Genomic DNA, 14,378 nt, shown 5'->3' with positions numbered 1-14,378 from the left:
TCTTATTCTCTCTCTGTGACGTCGATTAGTTTGCCAACCAAATCTGCAAATGCTCGGCCACCGGGCCCAGTGCCAGCGCCGGCACGAAGGTCAGTGCGCCCACCAGCAGCACGGTGCCGATCAGCAGGCCGATAAACAGCGGCCCATAGGTCGGCAGGGTGCCGTTGCCCGCCGGCTGGCGCGGCTTGGCGCTCAGCGAACCGGCGATTGCCAGCACCGGCAGGATCACCCCGAAGCGGCCGAAGAACATGGCGAAGGCCAGCAGCAGGTTGTAGAACGGCGTATTGACGCTTAACCCGGCGAAGGCGCTGCCGTTGTTGTTGGCGGCGGAGGACAGGGCGTACAGCACTTCGCTGAAGCCGTGGGCGCCCGGGTTAAGGATGCCGGCGCGGCCCGCGTCGGTGCCGATGGCCAGCGCGCTGCCCAGCAGCACCAGCGTCGGCGTAACCAGGATCGCCAGTGCGGTCATCTTCATGTCGTAGACGTCGATCTTCTTGCCCAGATATTCCGGGGTGCGGCCGATCATCAGGCCGGCGATGAACACCGTCAGCATCACGAACAGCAGCATGCCGTACAAGCCGGAGCCGACGCCGCCGAACACCACCTCACCAATCTGCATCAGCCACATCGGCACCATGCCGCCCAGCGCGGTGAAGGAGTCGTGCATGGCGTTGACCGCCCCGCAGGACGCGGCGGTGGTCACCACCGAGAACAGGCTGGTGGCGAGAATGCCGAAGCGCGACTCTTTGCCTTCCATATTGATGTTGCTGTCGGCGCCCAGCGCACTCAGGTGCGGGTTGCCCGCCAGCTCGGCGTACATCACCACCACCGCCGCCACCACGAAGATCAGCGCCATCGCCCAGATCAGCGCATGGCCCTGGCGATTTTCACCGGCCAGCTGGCCGAAGGAGAAGCACAGCGCGCACGGGATCAGGAAGATGGCCAGCATCTGCACGAAGTTGGTCAGCACGGTCGGGTTCTCGAACGGGTGCGCCGAGTTGGCGCCGAAGAAGCCGCCGCCGTTGGTGCCGAGCATCTTGATCGCTTCCTGCGAGGCCACTGGCCCCATCGGCAGCGTCTGCTGGGCGCCTTCGAGCGTGGTGACGTGCAGGTAAGGCAGGAAGTTTTGCAGCGTGCCCTGGCTGACGAAGAACAGGGCGATCAGCAGCGCGATCGGCAGCAGCACATACAGCGTGATGCGGAACAGATCGGCCCAGGCGTTGCCGACGGTCTTGCCGGCGCGGCGGGTAAAGGCGCGGATCAGCGCAAAGGCCACGGCGATGCCGGTGGAGGCGGAGACGAAGTTCTGCACCGCCAGCCCGGCCATCTGGCTGAAATAGCTGAGGGCGCTTTCGCCGCTGTAGGCCTGCCAGTTGGTATTGGTGACGAAACTGACGGCGGTGTTGAGCGCCAGATCCCAGGAAAGACCCGGGAAGCCTTGCGGGTTGAGCGGCAGCGAGCCCTGCATCATCAGCAGGGCGAACAGCAGCGCCAGGCCGAGCAGGTTGAACGCCAGGATCGCCAGCGCGTACTGCCACCAGTTCATCTCGGTGGCGCGGATGCCGCAGGCGCGCCAGACGCCGGCTTCCACCCCGCGCAGCGCAGGCAGCGGCTCACCTTCGATCAGGCGCGCCATAAAGCCGCCCAGCGGCCGGGCCAGCAGCAGAAGCACCAGCAGGAAGCTGGCGATCAGTAAAAAGGCTGAAGCCGCCATCAGAAATCCTCCGCGTTAAACAGGGCGTAGACCAAATAGGCCAACAGCAGCAGAACCAACAGCGCACCACCAATAACGCTGAAACTCACGGGACACCTCCAGAGGTGTTGTTTTTGATAGAGGAAGTGTAGGGAGAGGGGTAGAAAGAAGATGAAAAAATTGCGCGGGCGGGTGTAAAAAAAGTATAAAAATGGCTGAAATTTCAGCGGAAATTCAGCGTTTCAACCATCAGGCCGGTGGCGAGATTTGCCCTTGATGGGGGAGGGAGAACGGGCGTAAGCGGGAAATAACGAACCGGATAATAACCACAATGTAACCCATGTTTAGTTAAAAATTAACCTGAATGTAACAAAATTACGAATCGCTGCGGCGATTAGCGATTTTTTGTGCGATTTAGTGGTCGGATGAGTAGTAAACTTTCATCAAATGCGCTAAAATTTTACCCAGTTACCAAATTACCGATTGTTCATTTGATACGCCGACGCCGTTTTCCCTGACAAATCAACGGCAGGCGTTTTTAAGGAGGTTCGCATGTCTACGACCTATCACGCTTATTCACTGCATCGGATTCTCCTGCGCCGCAGCGCAGTCGTCCTCGCGGGCATTTTGGCCCTGCCGGTGATGCTGTTCCGCAGCGACCGCGGGCGTTTTTACAGCTACCTGCACCGCGTCTGGTCAAAAACCAGCGATAAGCCGGTCTGGCTGCAGCAGGCGGAACTGGCGTCCTGCGATTTCTACTGAGCCACTGCCGATTCACGAAAAACCCTCGCCCTGCGGCGGGGGTTTTTTTATGCCTATAGCCGCCCCTATCAAGCGCAAGGTCGTATTCGGCAAGCCATTCTTCTACACTTTCTTCAATGGCTAGCAGCAGGGGAGAGCGGTATGAGCGACAAGATCCCGATCGGCATCAGCGCCTGTTTACTGGGCGAAGCGGTGCGTTTCGACGGCGGCCACAAGCGGCTGGCCTTTGCGGTGGAGCAGTTGGCGCCCTATGTGCGCTTTGAGCCCGTTTGCCCGGAAATGGCGATTGGCCTGCCCACGCCGCGCCCGGCGCTGCGCCTGGTGAAACAGGCGCAGCCGTGGCCGGCGATGCGCTACAGCAACGACGCCGGCATCGATCTGACCGAGGAAATGCGCGGCTTCTCCGCGCGGCGCGTGGCGGCCTTGCAGCATCTGTGCGGCTATATCGTCTGCGCCAAGTCACCGAGCTGCGGCCTGGAGCGGGTGCGGGTCTACAGCGAAAACGGCAAGGACTCGCGTAAAAACGGCGTCGGTCTGTTTACCGCCGAACTGCTGCGCCAGATGCCGTGGCTGCCGGTGGAAGAGGACGGACGATTGCAGGATGCGGCACTGCGGGAAAACTTCATTGAACGGGTGTATGCGCTGTACGAGCTGAACATGCTGTGGCGTCAGGGGCTGACCCGCGGCGGGCTGATCGCGTTTCACAGCCGCTATAAGCTGTCGCTGCTGGCGCATTCGCAGCCGGCGTATCGCGAGCTGGGGCGCTTCGTCGCCGATATTCACCGCTGGGACTCGCTGGAGGCCTTCGCCGTGGAATACCGCAGCCGCCTGATGGCGCTGTTGGCGCACAAGGCGACGCGCCGCAACCACACCAATGTGTTGATGCACGTGCAGGGCTATTTCCGCAGTCAGCTCAGTACGGCGCAGCGCCAGGAGCTGGCGCACCTGATCGACCGCTACCGGCAGGGCATGCAGCCGCTGTTGGCGCCGATCGCGCTGCTCAAGCATTACATGGCGGAATACCCCGATCGCTATCTGGCGGAACAACGCTATTTCGAACCTTATCCGGAGGCGCTGCGTTTGCGTTACGGGCATTGATTGACAAGGAGTTTTATGACCACGCATCTGGTCTGGTTGCGTAACGATCTGCGTATCACCGACAACAAAGCGCTGCACGCCGCCTGCAGCGATCCCGAAGCGCGAGTGCTGGCGGTGTTTATCGCCACGCCGCAGCAGTGGCGGCAACATGAGTTGGCGCCGCGGCAGGCGGCGCTGATCCACGCCAGCCTGCGGGCGGTGCAGCAGGCGCTGGCGCACAAGGGCATTGCGCTGCATTGTCATGCCTGTGAAGACTTTGCCGCGTCGATCGACTGGCTGGCGGACTATTGCGAGCGGGAGCAGGTGGATGCGCTGTTTTACAATCGCCAGTACGAACTTAACGAACGGCGGCGCGATGCGCGGCTGGAACAGCGGTTGAGCGGCCGGGTAGCGTGCCACGGTTTCGATGACAGCCTGCTGTTGCCGCCGGGCAGCGTGCTGACCGGCGGCGGCGAGATGTACAAGGTCTATACGCCGTTTCGCAACGCCTTTCTTCAGCGCCTGACCGAGTCCGACGTGAGTTGCCTGCCGGCGCCGAAGATCCGCGCCGGTGGCGCGTTGCCTGCGCCTGAGGCGCCGGCGGCGTTCGATTACCCTACGGCGGAGATTGCGGATGGCTATCCCGCCGGTGAGGAGACCGCGTTGCAGCGGCTACGCGCCTTTTGCCGCGAGCAGGTGCAGGATTACCTCCGGCAGCGCGATCTGCCGGCCCTCGCCGGCACCAGCAGCCTGTCGCCCTATCTGGCGATCGGCGTGCTGTCGCCGCGCCAGTGCTTCAACCGCCTGCGCGCCGAATGCCCGCAGCTGCTGGAAGATCGCGAAAGCGGCGCCTTCGCCTGGCTCAACGAGCTGATTTGGCGCGAGTTCTATCGCCATCTGCTGGCGGCCTATCCCGATCTGTGCCGCCATCGGCCGTTTATCGCCTGGACGGACAAGGTGCGCTGGTGCGATGACGCGGCGAAGCTGCAGGCCTGGCAGCGGGGCCAGACCGGCTACCCGATCGTCGATGCCGCCATGCGCCAGCTGAACGCCACCGGCTGGATGCACAACCGGCTGCGCATGATCAGCGCCAGTTTTCTGGTGAAGGATCTGCTGATCGACTGGCGCGCCGGGGAGCGCTATTTCATGTCGCAACTGCTGGATGGCGATCTGGCGGCCAACAACGGCGGCTGGCAGTGGGCGGCCTCCACCGGCACCGATGCCGCGCCGTATTTCCGCATCTTCAACCCGACGACTCAGGGTGAACGTTTTGATCCACAAGGCACTTTTATCCGTAAATGGTTGCCGGAACTGGCGGATGTGCCCGACAATGACATCCATCATCCCCATCGCTGGGCGGAAAAGCAGCGGTGTACGCTGAACTACCCGCTGCCGATCGTCGATCATAAGCAAGCCCGGCTGGAGACGCTGGCGGCGTTCGAGGCGGCAAAACGGGGAGAGTCTTGAGGCAACTGCAAGGAGCGATGCAATGATGAAAAAGGTGCTGGCCCTGTGCCTGAGCGGCTATTCCGCGCTGGCGATCGCCGGCTTTGACGTGGTGGCGCTCGGCGTCGACGGCGGCGTCAGCGACGGCAACCTGACCTCCTACCTGATCCGCAGCGACAATCAGCCGCGGTATGTGGCGCTGGACGCCGGTTCGCTGCTGCCGGGCATCGCCAAAGGGCTGGAGAAGGGCAGCTTCCCGCAGGTGACGCCCGAACTGGCCGCGCCTTACACGCCGCAGGGCTATGTGTTCCGGCAGTTGATCGGCAGCTACTTTATCAGCCACGGCCATCTGGACCACGTGGCGGGGCTGATCGTCGGCTCGCCCGAGGACAATAAAAAAACCGTTTACGCTCAGGCGGACACCGTGCTGACCCTGCGTAATCACTACTTCAACTGGAAGGCGTGGCCGAACTTTACCGACGCCGGCAACGGTTCGCGGCTGGGCACTTACCGGCTGCAAACGGTGCGGCCGCAGCAGCGCTTTACCCTCGGCCTGACCGGGTTGACCGGCGTGATGTATCCGCTCAGCCACGATCGCTACCCGTCGTCGATGCTGCTGATTTCCAACGGCAACGAGTTCTTCGCCTACTTCGGCGATACCGGGCCGGATAAGGTGGAGCAGTCGCGCGATCTCGATACCGTCTGGCGCGCGCTGGGGCCGCTTGTCGAGCAGAAGAAGCTCAAGGGCATGATTATCGAAACCTCTTACCCCAACGGGGGGGAGGATAAACAGCTGTACGGCCATTTGACGCCGGCCTGGCTGCTGAAGGAGCTGAAGAACCTGACGCAGTACAGCGGCGGCGATGGCTCGCTGAACGGTTTGCCGGTGGTGATCAGCCACATCAAGCCCAGCCTGAAGCAGGGCGAAGACACGCGCGCCGCCATTGCGCAGCAGCTGGCGCAGGGCAACGATCTGGGCGTGAAATTCATCCTGATGGCGCAGGGCGACCGGCAGACATTTTGACTATGAAGAGAGAAGAGAATGCGTAACCTCGATCTGGAACAACTGATCAACACGGAACTGAACGCCGCGGCGTTTCAGGACTACGCCCCCAACGGATTGCAGGTAGAAGGCCGCCCGCACGTGCAGCGCATCGTGACCGGCGTCACCGCCTGTCAGGCGCTGCTGGACGCCGCGGTGGCGCATCAGGCCGACGCGATTATCGTACACCACGGCTATTTCTGGAAAAACGAGGCGCCGGCGGTGCGCGGCATGAAGCGCAACCGCCTGAAAACGCTGCTGACCCACGACATCAACCTGTACGGCTACCACCTGCCGCTGGACGCGCATCCGGTGCTGGGCAACAACGCGCAGCTGGCGCAGGCGCTGGGCATTCGGGTGATTGGCGACGTCGAGCCGCTGGTGCCGCACGGCGAATTTGAACAGCCGCTGACCGGCGAAGCGCTGCAACAGCGTATCGAAAGCCGGCTGGGGCGCGCGGTGCTGCACTGCGGCGATAACGCGCCTGAGCACATTCGCCGGGTGGCCTGGTGCACCGGTGGCGGCCAGGGCTTTATCGACAGCGCGGCGCGCTTCGGCGTCGATGCGTTCATCAGCGGTGAAGTGTCTGAGCAGACCATTCACAGCGCGCGCGAAATGGGCGTGCATTTCTTCGCCGCCGGCCACCACGCCACCGAGCGCGGCGGTGTGAAGGCGCTGGGCGACTGGCTGGCGCAGCACCACGGCTTTGATGTGGCCTTTATCGACATCCCGAATCCCGCCTGATTTTTTTCTTCCCCGGATCCAGCCCGGCCCGTGCGCCGGCTGAATCCTTTTACCGTGCTATTTCCTTATTTTCCTTATGGTTGCGTTCTATTGACAGCCGGGGCCGCGTCACGCATAACTGGTGTGTTTTTCATCGCGATAATAATAAGGAGAATAAGGGTGCAACAAGCACGTTATTACCTGTTGGGTGAAAGAGCGGTAGTGCTTGAACTGTCGCCGCCGGTGACCTTACCGAGCCAGCAGCGCATCTGGGCGCTGGCGGAAAAGCTGAATCACCATCCCGACGTGCGGGAAGTGGTGCCGGGGATGAACAACCTGACGCTGTTGCTGCATACGCCGCAGGCCGACGCCGAAGCGATGCTCGTGTTGCTGCAGCAAGGCTGGGAAAGCAAAGAGAGCCTGACGCCGGAATCGCGCCAGGTGGATATTCCGGTGGTCTACGGCGGGGAGCAGGGCCCTGACCTGGATGAAGTGGCGCGCCATACCGGCATGACGCCGCGGCAGGTGGTGGAATGCCACGCGGCGGCGGCCTACGTGGTCTATTTCCTCGGCTTTCAGCCGGGTTTCTCCTATTTGGGCGGCATGCCGGAACAACTGGCGACGCCGCGCCGCGCTGAGCCGCGTCTGGCGGTGGCGGCCGGCTCCGTCGGCATCGGCGGCGGCCAGACCGGCATCTATCCGCTGGTGACGCCCGGCGGCTGGCAGCTGATCGGCCGCACGCCGCTGGCGCTGTTCAATCCGCATGAAATGCCGCCGACGCTGCTGCGCCCGGGCGACAACGTGCGCTTCGTGCCGCAGAAGGAGGGCGTATGCTGATTATTCTGCGTGCCGGCATCTATACCACGGTGCAGGATTTGGGCCGCGAGGGATTCCGCCGCCTGGGCATCAGCACCGGCGGGGCGCTGGATCAACCGGCGCTGAAGATCGCCAACCTGCTGGTGGGCAATGCGCCGGAGGCCGCCGGGCTGGAGATCACCCTCGGCCAGTTCAGCGCCGAGTTTACCCGCGCTGGCTGGATCGCCCTGACCGGCGCCGGCTGCGACGCGCAGCTGGACGGCAAGCCGCTGTGGACCGGCTGGCGCTACCCGGTGAAAAAGGGGCAGCGGCTGGTGCTGGGCACGCCGAAACGCGGCATGCGCAGCTACCTGGCGATCTCGGGCGGCATCGCCGTGCCGGAAATGCTGGGCTCGTGCAGCACCGACATGAAAGCCGCCTTTGGCGGCCACCAAGGCCGTAATCTGAAGGACGGCGATCGGCTGCCGCTGGGCACATCCAGCGCGCTGCCGCAACACCGCTGCGGCGTGAAGCAGCTGCTGTTCACCAACCGCATCCGCGCGCTGCCGGGGCCGGAGTACGCCGAATTCAGCGAAGAGGCGCAGGACACGTTCTGGCGCACCGCCTGGCAGCTCAGCCCGCAGAGCAACCGCATGGGTTACCGCCTGCACGGCGGCACGCCGCTGGCGCGCACCACCGATCGCGAGATGCTGTCGCACGGCCTGCTGCCCGGCGTGGTGCAGGTGCCGCATAACGGCCAGCCGATCGTGCTGATGGCCGATGCGCAAACCACCGGCGGTTACCCGCGTATCGCCTGCGTGATCGAGGCCGATCTCTACCACTTGGCGCAGATCCGTCTCGGCGAACCGATCCACTTCGTTCTCTGCTCACTGACGGAGGCGCAGCGCGCCAAAGCCGAGCAGGATCTCTTCCTTCGACAGATTGCCTGGGGGTTACATGATCGTTGATTTGAACGCCGATCTCGGCGAAGGCTGCGCCAACGACGAGGCGCTGCTGCAATGGGTGAGTTCGGCCAACATCGCCTGCGGCTTTCACGCCGGCGATGCGCAGACCATGCGTCAGTCGGTGCGCTGGGCATTGCAGTACGGCGTGGCGATCGGCGCCCACCCAAGTTTTCCCGATCGGGAGAACTTTGGCCGTACCCGTATGCAGCTGCCACCGGAAACGGTGTACGCGCAGGTGGTGTATCAGCTCGGGGCGCTGGCGGCCATCGCCCGCGCCGAGGGTGGGGTGATGGTGCACGTCAAGCCGCACGGCATGCTGTACAACCAGGCGGCGGTTGAGCCGGCGCTGGCGGAAGCGATCGCCCGGGCGGTGCAGGCGGTCGATCCGGCGCTGCGGCTGGTGGGGCTGGCCGGCAGCGAGCTGATCCGCGCCGGGGAAAAACTCGGGCTGACCACCCGGCAGGAGGTATTCGCCGATCGCGGCTATCAGGCCGACGGCACGCTGGTGCCGCGCGGTTTGCCGGGGGCGCTTATCGAGGACGACGAACAGGCGCTGGCGCAAACCCTGGAGATGGTGCGCCATCACCGGGTGCGCAGCGTGGATGGCGTCTGGACCGCCGTGCAGGCGGAAACCGTCTGCCTGCACGGGGACGGCGAGCATGCGCTGGCGTATGCGCGCAAGCTGCGGGACAGCTTTGTTCAACAGGGGATCCGCGTCAGCGCGGAGCAGTAAAGCAGTAAAGCAAGACACAACATCACAAGCAAAAAACTATTAGAAAATATCGAGGGAAGACTATGGAACAGGCCGTGAATCTCTGGCCACTGATTGGCATCGCCGCCATCGTGGCCGGATTTGTATTGCGTTTCAACCCGGTGCTGGTGGTGATCGCCGCCGGCATCATCACCGGTTTGGCGGCGCTGATGCCGCTGGACGTCATTCTGGAAAAGCTCGGCGAGGGCTTTCTCAACACCCGTAACCTGCCGCTGATCCTGCTGCTGCCGCTGGCGGTGATCGGCCTGCTGGAGCGTCACGGGTTGAAAGAGCGGGCGCAGGCGTGGATCGCCAAGATTAAAAGCGCCACTGCCGGTCGTCTGCTGATCGTGTATCTGTTCGTGCGCGAAGTGACCGCCGCCATGGGGCTGACCAGCCTGGGCGGCCATCCGCAGATGGTGCGGCCGCTGCTGGCGCCGATGGCGGAAGGGGCGACGGAAAACCGCTATGGCGAGCTGCCGGAGCGCACGCGCCACCGTCTGCGCGCCATGTCGGCCGCCACCGACAACGTCGGGCTGTTCTTCGGCGAGGATATCTTCGTGGCCTTCGGTGCGATCATCTTCATGCACAACTTTATGCTGGAGTCCGGCGGCATTCAGACCGAACCGCTGCATATCGCGCTGTGGGGCATTCCGACCGCCATTTTCGCTTTCCTGATCCACGCGTTTCGGCTGTATCGGATGGATAAACGGCTGAGCGCCGAGCTGGCGCAGCTGAATCTGGCGGCGCTGCAGGCGAAGGGGGAAGCACGATGAACTTCCAGCAACAATACCTCTACTGGCTGGCCGGCGCGGTGCTGCTGATTGTGGCGGTGATGTCATTGCGCGATCGGGCCAACCCGCGCCGCATCACCACCGGGCTGTTTTGGGGGCTGTACGGCCTGGTGTTCCTGGTCGGCGACTGGACTTACCGCCTGCTGGGCGACGTGCTGGGCGAGGGCAGCAACGAAAAACGCGTGCTGCACATCATCGTTGGCGCGGTGGTGGTGGTAATGGCCCTGATTGCCGGCTTCGGCGGCGTGCGCCTCGGCAGTTATCATCAGCGGACGCCGCAGGAGCGCGAGGCCAGCGCCAGGCGCCTGGGCAACAAGCTGTTTATCCCCGCATTGGCGATCCCGGTGGTCACGGTGATCGGCGTGCTGCTGTTCAACAACGTGCCGGCGCTGCAAAGCGCGGTGTTCGGCAGCGGCAACCACGCGACGCTGATCACTCTGTTCTCGATGACCGTCGGCTGCCTGATTGGCCTGGCGATCGCGGTGAAAATGACCCACGAGAAGGCGCTGCAGCCGGTGCTGGAAGCGCGGCGCTTGCTGGATTCGATCGGTTGGGCGTTCATTCTGCCGCAGATCCTCGCCACGCTGGGGCTGCTGTTTACCGTCGCCGGCGTCGGCACCGCGATCTCGCATTTGACCCAGGAGTATCTGGCGGTCGATAACCGCTTTATTGCCGTAGCAGTCTACGCTATCGGTATGGCGGTGCTGACCATGGTGATGGGCAACGCCTTCGCCGCGTTCCCGATCGTTACCGCCGGCATCGGCATTCCGATCCTGGTGTTGCAGCACGGCGGCAACCCGGCGGTGATGGCGGCGATCGGCATGTTCTCCGGCTATTGCGGTACTCTGATGACGCCGATGGCGGCGAACTTCAACATCGTGCCAGCGGCGCTGCTGGAGCTGCCGGACAAGAATGCGGTGATCAAGGCGCAGGTGCCGACCGGCGCGCTGCTGCTGTTGGTTAACGTGTTCCTGCTGTATTTCCTGATGTTCCTGTAGGAGTAAGGATGCAAAAAGTATTGATTACCGGCTTCGAGCCGTTTGGCGGCGAGCGCCTTAACCCCTCCTGGGAGGTGGTGAAGCAGCTCAATGATATGGAGCTGGTCGGCACGCGCATCGTGGCGCGCCAGCTGCCGTGCGTGTTCGGCGCGGCGCTGGACGCGCTCAATGCGGCGATCGACGAGGTGCAGCCGGTGATGGTGCTGGCTATCGGCCAGGCCGGCGGCCGCACCGACATCACGATTGAACGGGTGGCGATCAACGTCGACGACGCGCGTATCCCCGACAATCAGGGGCAGCAACCGGTGGACGAGCCGATCGTCGCCGGCGGCCCGGCGGCCTATTTCAGCACCTTGCCGATTAAAGCGATGGTCAGTTCGATGCGTGAGGCCGGCATTCCGGCCTCCGTTTCGCAGACCGCCGGCACCTATGTGTGCAACCATGTCATGTATGGCCTGCTGCACCGTTTGAACGGCCAGCGTGCGGTGAAGGGCGGGTTTATTCATATCCCGTACCTGCCGGAGCAGGCGGCGGCGCACCCCGGCGCGCCGAGCATGGCGGCCTCGACGGTGCTGTTTGCATTGGAACTGGCCGTTTCCATCGCCTTGCAGGTAGAGCACGATCTGAAGGTGGTGGGCGGCGCGACGCATTAATCATGAGAATCCCCGGCGCATCGGGCTGCGCCGGGGTACTGCAAGGAGTGGTCTATGCCGGAAGGACCGGAGATTCGCCGGGCGGCGGACAAACTGGCGGCGGCGGTGATCGATCAGCCGCTGACCGCCGTCGATTTCGCGTTTCCCCAGTTGAAACACTATCGCCAGCGTCTGCTCGGCGAGCGCATCGTCGCCATCGAGCCGCGCGGCAAGGCGCTGCTGACCCATTTCTCCAATGGGCTGACGATGTACAGCCACAACCAGCTGTACGGCGTGTGGAAAGTGGCGGCGGCCGGGGAGACGCCGGAGACCAAGCGCGATCTGCGGGTGCGGCTGGAAACCGCCCGCAGCGCGATATTGCTTTACAGCGCTTCCGACATTACCGTCGGGCCGCGCGAGGAAATAGAGCAACACCCGTTTTTGCAACGCATCGGCCCCGACGTGCTGGACATGTCGCTGACGGTAGACGACGTGGCGGAGCGGTTGCTGACGCCGCGTTTTCGCCGCCGGCAGCTGGGCGGCATGCTGCTCGACCAGGCGTTTCTCGCCGGATTGGGTAACTATCTGCGCGCCGAAATCCTGTGGCAGGCCGAACTGGCGCCGCAGCACAAACCGCAGGATCTGACGCCAGAGGCGCTGCGCCATCTGGCGGAGGCATTGCTGGCAGTGCCGCGCCTTTCCTACCAGACGCGCGGGCAGGCGGATGACAACCGGCATCACGGCGCGCTGTTTCGCTTCAAGGTATTTCATCGCAGCGGCGAGCCCTGCGAACGCTGCGGTGGGATGATCGTGCGTACCGAACTGTCGTCGCGGCCGTTTTATTGGTGCCCGGGCTGCCAGAAATAGCCAAAAAAAACGCCGCCCGAAGGGGCGGCGCTGTGCGGTTTCAGCCGGGAAAGCGGCTTACTTGGTTTTCAGCTGGGATTTGAAATCACGCTCGGCATAGCCGGTATACAGCTGACGCGGACGGGCAATTTTGATGCCTTCGTCGTGCATTTCGTTCCAGTGGGCGATCCAGCCGATGGTGCGCGCGATGGCAAAGATCACGGTGAACATGGAAGAAGGAATGCCCATCGCCTTCAGGATAATGCCGGAGTAGAAGTCGACGTTCGGGTACAGTTTCTTCTCGATGAAGTACGGGTCGTTCAGCGCGATGTGTTCCAGCTCCATCGCCACCTGCAGCAGGTTGTCGTCCTTCTTGTTCAGCTCTTTCAGCACTTCGTGACAGGTCTCGCGCATCACGGTGGCGCGCGGATCGTAGTTCTTGTACACGCGGTGGCCGAAGCCCATCAGGCGGAAGGAATCGTTCTTGTCCTTGGCGCGCTTGATGAATTCCGGAATGTGCTCAACGGTCTTGATCTCTTCCAGCATTTTCAGCGCCGCTTCGTTGGCGCCGCCGTGTGCCGGCCCCCACAGGGAGGCGATGCCGGCCGCGATGCAGGCGAACGGGTTGGCACCGGAAGAGCCAGCGGTGCGCACGGTAGAGGTAGAGGCGTTTTGCTCATGGTCGGCGTGCAGGATCAGGATGCGATCCATGGCGCGTTCCAGCACCGGGTTCACCACGTACTCTTCGCACGGGGTAGCGAACATCATGTGCAGGAAGTTGCCGGCGTAGGACAGATCGTTGCGCGGGTAAACGAACGGCTGGCCCAGGGAATATTTGTAGCACATCGCGGCCACGGTCGGCATTTTGGACAGCAGGCGGAACGCGGTGATTTCGCGGTGACGCTCGTTGTTGACGTCCAGTGCATCGTGGTAGAACGCCGCCAGCGCGCCGGTCACGCCGCACAGCACCGCCATCGGGTGCGAGTCGCGACGGAAACCACGGAACAGATGGGTGATCTGGTCGTGGATCATGGTGTGACGGGTGACGGTGGTTTTGAAGGTCTCGAACTCTTCCGGCGTTGGGGTCTCGCCGTACAGCAGGATGTAGCACACTTCCAGGTAGGAAGATTCTTTCGCCAGCTGCTCGATAGGGAAGCCGCGGTGCAGCAGCACGCCTTTGTCGCCGTCGATGAAGGTAATCTTGGATTCGCAAGAAGCGGTGGAGGTAAAGCCGGGATCAAATGTGAAATAACCTTTGGAACCCAGAGCGCGGACATCGAGGACATCGGGGCCCAGTGTCGGTGTCAATACGCCCAGTTCGATCGGAGCTTCGCTGTCGTTAATGGTTAGCGTCGCTTTCTTATCAGTCATTTACTGTCTCCTTAGCGCCTTATTTTAAAAACCACTAACAACTGAAATACCTTAAGTCTCTGCAGGTTGCCCGCAAAAAAATGGTGCGGACGCTAACTCTGTGAGCGACTGCGCAACTGTGCGCGGGTAGGGTACAGAGTGCTGACCAGGCGAACGAGACGGGTGACCAGTTGTTAACGATTCATAGTAATTCGTTATAGTCTGTTAATCTTACCTATGAGCTGTTCGAAGAGATGTGAACCTATCCCAATAATCTGTTTTTATTTGCTTTATTTGCTTGTTGACGCCGGCAAAATCGAGCGGGAAACAACGGCTATTGGGATAGGTTCGTCAAATACACTGTTGCATAACTCGAACCCGGGGGGAAGTGTATCTGCTGACCCATAGCGCATCATAGGACCGTTTGTGCCCCTATATGTAATGGAAATGTTGATCTCTTGTCAAATCAGATAATTAATTTTGCACTAATTGTGAAATCCGTGA

15 protein-coding genes are annotated in these 14,378 nt (G+C 62.4%); 12 read left to right on the top strand and 3 right to left on the bottom strand.

Going from position 1 to position 14,378, the window contains the following annotated elements:
* Positions 1-25: 25 nt before the first annotated feature.
* Both kdpA and M6G53_RS25580 read right to left on the bottom strand, forming a co-directional pair.
* Positions 26-1,714 carry a potassium-transporting ATPase subunit KdpA gene (kdpA, locus tag M6G53_RS09030; protein ID WP_253330628.1) on the bottom strand — a complete coding sequence of 563 codons (1,689 nt, stop codon included), beginning with the start codon at positions 1,712-1,714 and terminating at the stop codon, positions 26-28.
* Positions 1,714-1,803: a K(+)-transporting ATPase subunit F gene (locus tag M6G53_RS25580; protein ID WP_016928742.1), complete on the bottom strand. Its 90-nt coding sequence runs from the start codon at positions 1,801-1,803 to the stop codon at positions 1,714-1,716. The genes kdpA and M6G53_RS25580 overlap by 1 nt, the downstream gene beginning before the upstream one ends.
* 442 nt (positions 1,804-2,245) lie before the next feature.
* On the opposite strand from M6G53_RS25580, the gene M6G53_RS09020 reads away from it, so the two are divergent.
* The 12 genes from M6G53_RS09020 (at position 2,246) to nei (ending at position 12,545) form a co-directional block, all read left to right on the top strand.
* On the top strand, positions 2,246-2,455 hold the full coding sequence (locus M6G53_RS09020; RefSeq protein WP_038877512.1) for a YbfA family protein: 210 nt from the start codon (positions 2,246-2,248) through the stop codon (positions 2,453-2,455).
* Positions 2,456-2,596: 141 nt separating this feature from the next.
* Positions 2,597-3,553: a YbgA family protein gene (locus M6G53_RS09015; protein ID WP_253330626.1), complete on the top strand. Its 957-nt coding sequence runs from the start codon at positions 2,597-2,599 to the stop codon at positions 3,551-3,553.
* A gap of 15 nt (positions 3,554-3,568) precedes the next feature.
* A complete protein-coding gene (gene phrB / locus M6G53_RS09010) occupies positions 3,569-4,999 on the top strand; it encodes a deoxyribodipyrimidine photo-lyase (protein ID WP_253330624.1) in 1,431 nt (476 codons plus the stop codon).
* 22 nt (positions 5,000-5,021) lie between these two features.
* Positions 5,022-6,002, top strand: a complete 981-nt coding sequence (locus tag M6G53_RS09005) for an MBL fold metallo-hydrolase (RefSeq protein WP_253330622.1) — start codon at positions 5,022-5,024, stop codon at positions 6,000-6,002.
* 18 nt (positions 6,003-6,020) lie between these two features.
* Positions 6,021-6,764: a type 2 GTP cyclohydrolase I gene (locus tag M6G53_RS09000; protein WP_253330620.1), complete on the top strand. Its 744-nt coding sequence runs from the start codon at positions 6,021-6,023 to the stop codon at positions 6,762-6,764.
* Positions 6,765-6,923: 159 nt separating this feature from the next.
* The gene (pxpB, locus tag M6G53_RS08995) at positions 6,924-7,580 is read left to right on the top strand and encodes a 5-oxoprolinase subunit PxpB (protein WP_101427886.1); all 657 of its coding nucleotides are present in this window, start codon (positions 6,924-6,926) and stop codon (positions 7,578-7,580) included.
* Positions 7,574-8,506: a 5-oxoprolinase subunit PxpC gene (gene pxpC, locus M6G53_RS08990; RefSeq protein WP_253330618.1), complete on the top strand. Its 933-nt coding sequence runs from the start codon at positions 7,574-7,576 to the stop codon at positions 8,504-8,506. The genes pxpB and pxpC overlap by 7 nt, the downstream gene beginning before the upstream one ends.
* Complete coding sequence (pxpA, locus tag M6G53_RS08985) at positions 8,496-9,236, top strand: 5-oxoprolinase subunit PxpA (RefSeq protein WP_253330616.1); 741 nt, start codon at positions 8,496-8,498, stop codon at positions 9,234-9,236. The genes pxpC and pxpA overlap by 11 nt, the downstream gene beginning before the upstream one ends.
* Positions 9,237-9,298: 62 nt before the next feature.
* The gene (locus M6G53_RS08980) at positions 9,299-10,030 is read left to right on the top strand and encodes a DUF969 domain-containing protein (RefSeq protein ID WP_253330614.1); all 732 of its coding nucleotides are present in this window, start codon (positions 9,299-9,301) and stop codon (positions 10,028-10,030) included.
* Positions 10,027-11,046 (top strand): DUF979 domain-containing protein, encoded by a 1,020-nt coding sequence (locus tag M6G53_RS08975; RefSeq protein ID WP_253330612.1) that lies wholly within the window; start codon positions 10,027-10,029, stop codon positions 11,044-11,046. Before M6G53_RS08980 ends, M6G53_RS08975 begins: the two co-directional genes overlap by 4 nt.
* 8 nt (positions 11,047-11,054) lie before the next feature.
* Positions 11,055-11,699 (top strand): pyroglutamyl-peptidase I, encoded by a 645-nt coding sequence (gene pcp / locus M6G53_RS08970; protein WP_253330610.1) that lies wholly within the window; start codon positions 11,055-11,057, stop codon positions 11,697-11,699.
* A gap of 54 nt (positions 11,700-11,753) precedes the next feature.
* Complete coding sequence (gene nei / locus M6G53_RS08965; protein ID WP_069100738.1) at positions 11,754-12,545, top strand: endonuclease VIII; 792 nt, start codon at positions 11,754-11,756, stop codon at positions 12,543-12,545.
* A 57-nt stretch (positions 12,546-12,602) separates the two neighbouring features.
* Here the strand turns inward: nei and M6G53_RS08960 are convergent, their stop codons facing one another.
* On the bottom strand, positions 12,603-13,895 hold the full coding sequence (locus M6G53_RS08960) for a citrate synthase (RefSeq protein ID WP_004939895.1): 1,293 nt from the start codon (positions 13,893-13,895) through the stop codon (positions 12,603-12,605).
* Positions 13,896-14,378 lie beyond the last annotated feature (483 nt).

Source organism: Serratia nevei (assembly GCF_024160145.1).
In the GTDB taxonomy this organism is placed as follows: Bacteria; Pseudomonadota; Gammaproteobacteria; order Enterobacterales; family Enterobacteriaceae; genus Serratia; species Serratia nevei_A.
This window is presented reverse-complemented; position numbering and strand designations above follow the sequence as displayed.

What these genes read in the sequence shown, in the direction of transcription:
- kdpA (WP_253330628.1), bottom strand. Translation starts at nt 1,714, where the DNA reads ATGGCGGCTTCAGCCTTTTTACTGATCGCCAGCTTCCTGCTGGTGCTT.
- M6G53_RS09020 (WP_038877512.1), top strand. Translation starts at nt 2,246, where the DNA reads ATGTCTACGACCTATCACGCTTATTCACTGCATCGGATTCTCCTGCGC.
- M6G53_RS09015 (WP_253330626.1), top strand. Translation starts at nt 2,597, where the DNA reads ATGAGCGACAAGATCCCGATCGGCATCAGCGCCTGTTTACTGGGCGAA.
- phrB (WP_253330624.1), top strand. Translation starts at nt 3,569, where the DNA reads ATGACCACGCATCTGGTCTGGTTGCGTAACGATCTGCGTATCACCGAC.
- M6G53_RS09005 (WP_253330622.1), top strand. Translation starts at nt 5,022, where the DNA reads ATGATGAAAAAGGTGCTGGCCCTGTGCCTGAGCGGCTATTCCGCGCTG.
- M6G53_RS09000 (WP_253330620.1), top strand. Translation starts at nt 6,021, where the DNA reads ATGCGTAACCTCGATCTGGAACAACTGATCAACACGGAACTGAACGCC.
- pxpC (WP_253330618.1), top strand. Translation starts at nt 7,574, where the DNA reads ATGCTGATTATTCTGCGTGCCGGCATCTATACCACGGTGCAGGATTTG.
- pxpA (WP_253330616.1), top strand. Translation starts at nt 8,496, where the DNA reads ATGATCGTTGATTTGAACGCCGATCTCGGCGAAGGCTGCGCCAACGAC.
- M6G53_RS08980 (WP_253330614.1), top strand. Translation starts at nt 9,299, where the DNA reads ATGGAACAGGCCGTGAATCTCTGGCCACTGATTGGCATCGCCGCCATC.
- M6G53_RS08975 (WP_253330612.1), top strand. Translation starts at nt 10,027, where the DNA reads ATGAACTTCCAGCAACAATACCTCTACTGGCTGGCCGGCGCGGTGCTG.
- pcp (WP_253330610.1), top strand. Translation starts at nt 11,055, where the DNA reads ATGCAAAAAGTATTGATTACCGGCTTCGAGCCGTTTGGCGGCGAGCGC.
- nei (WP_069100738.1), top strand. Translation starts at nt 11,754, where the DNA reads ATGCCGGAAGGACCGGAGATTCGCCGGGCGGCGGACAAACTGGCGGCG.
- M6G53_RS08960 (WP_004939895.1), bottom strand. Translation starts at nt 13,895, where the DNA reads ATGACTGATAAGAAAGCGACGCTAACCATTAACGACAGCGAAGCTCCG.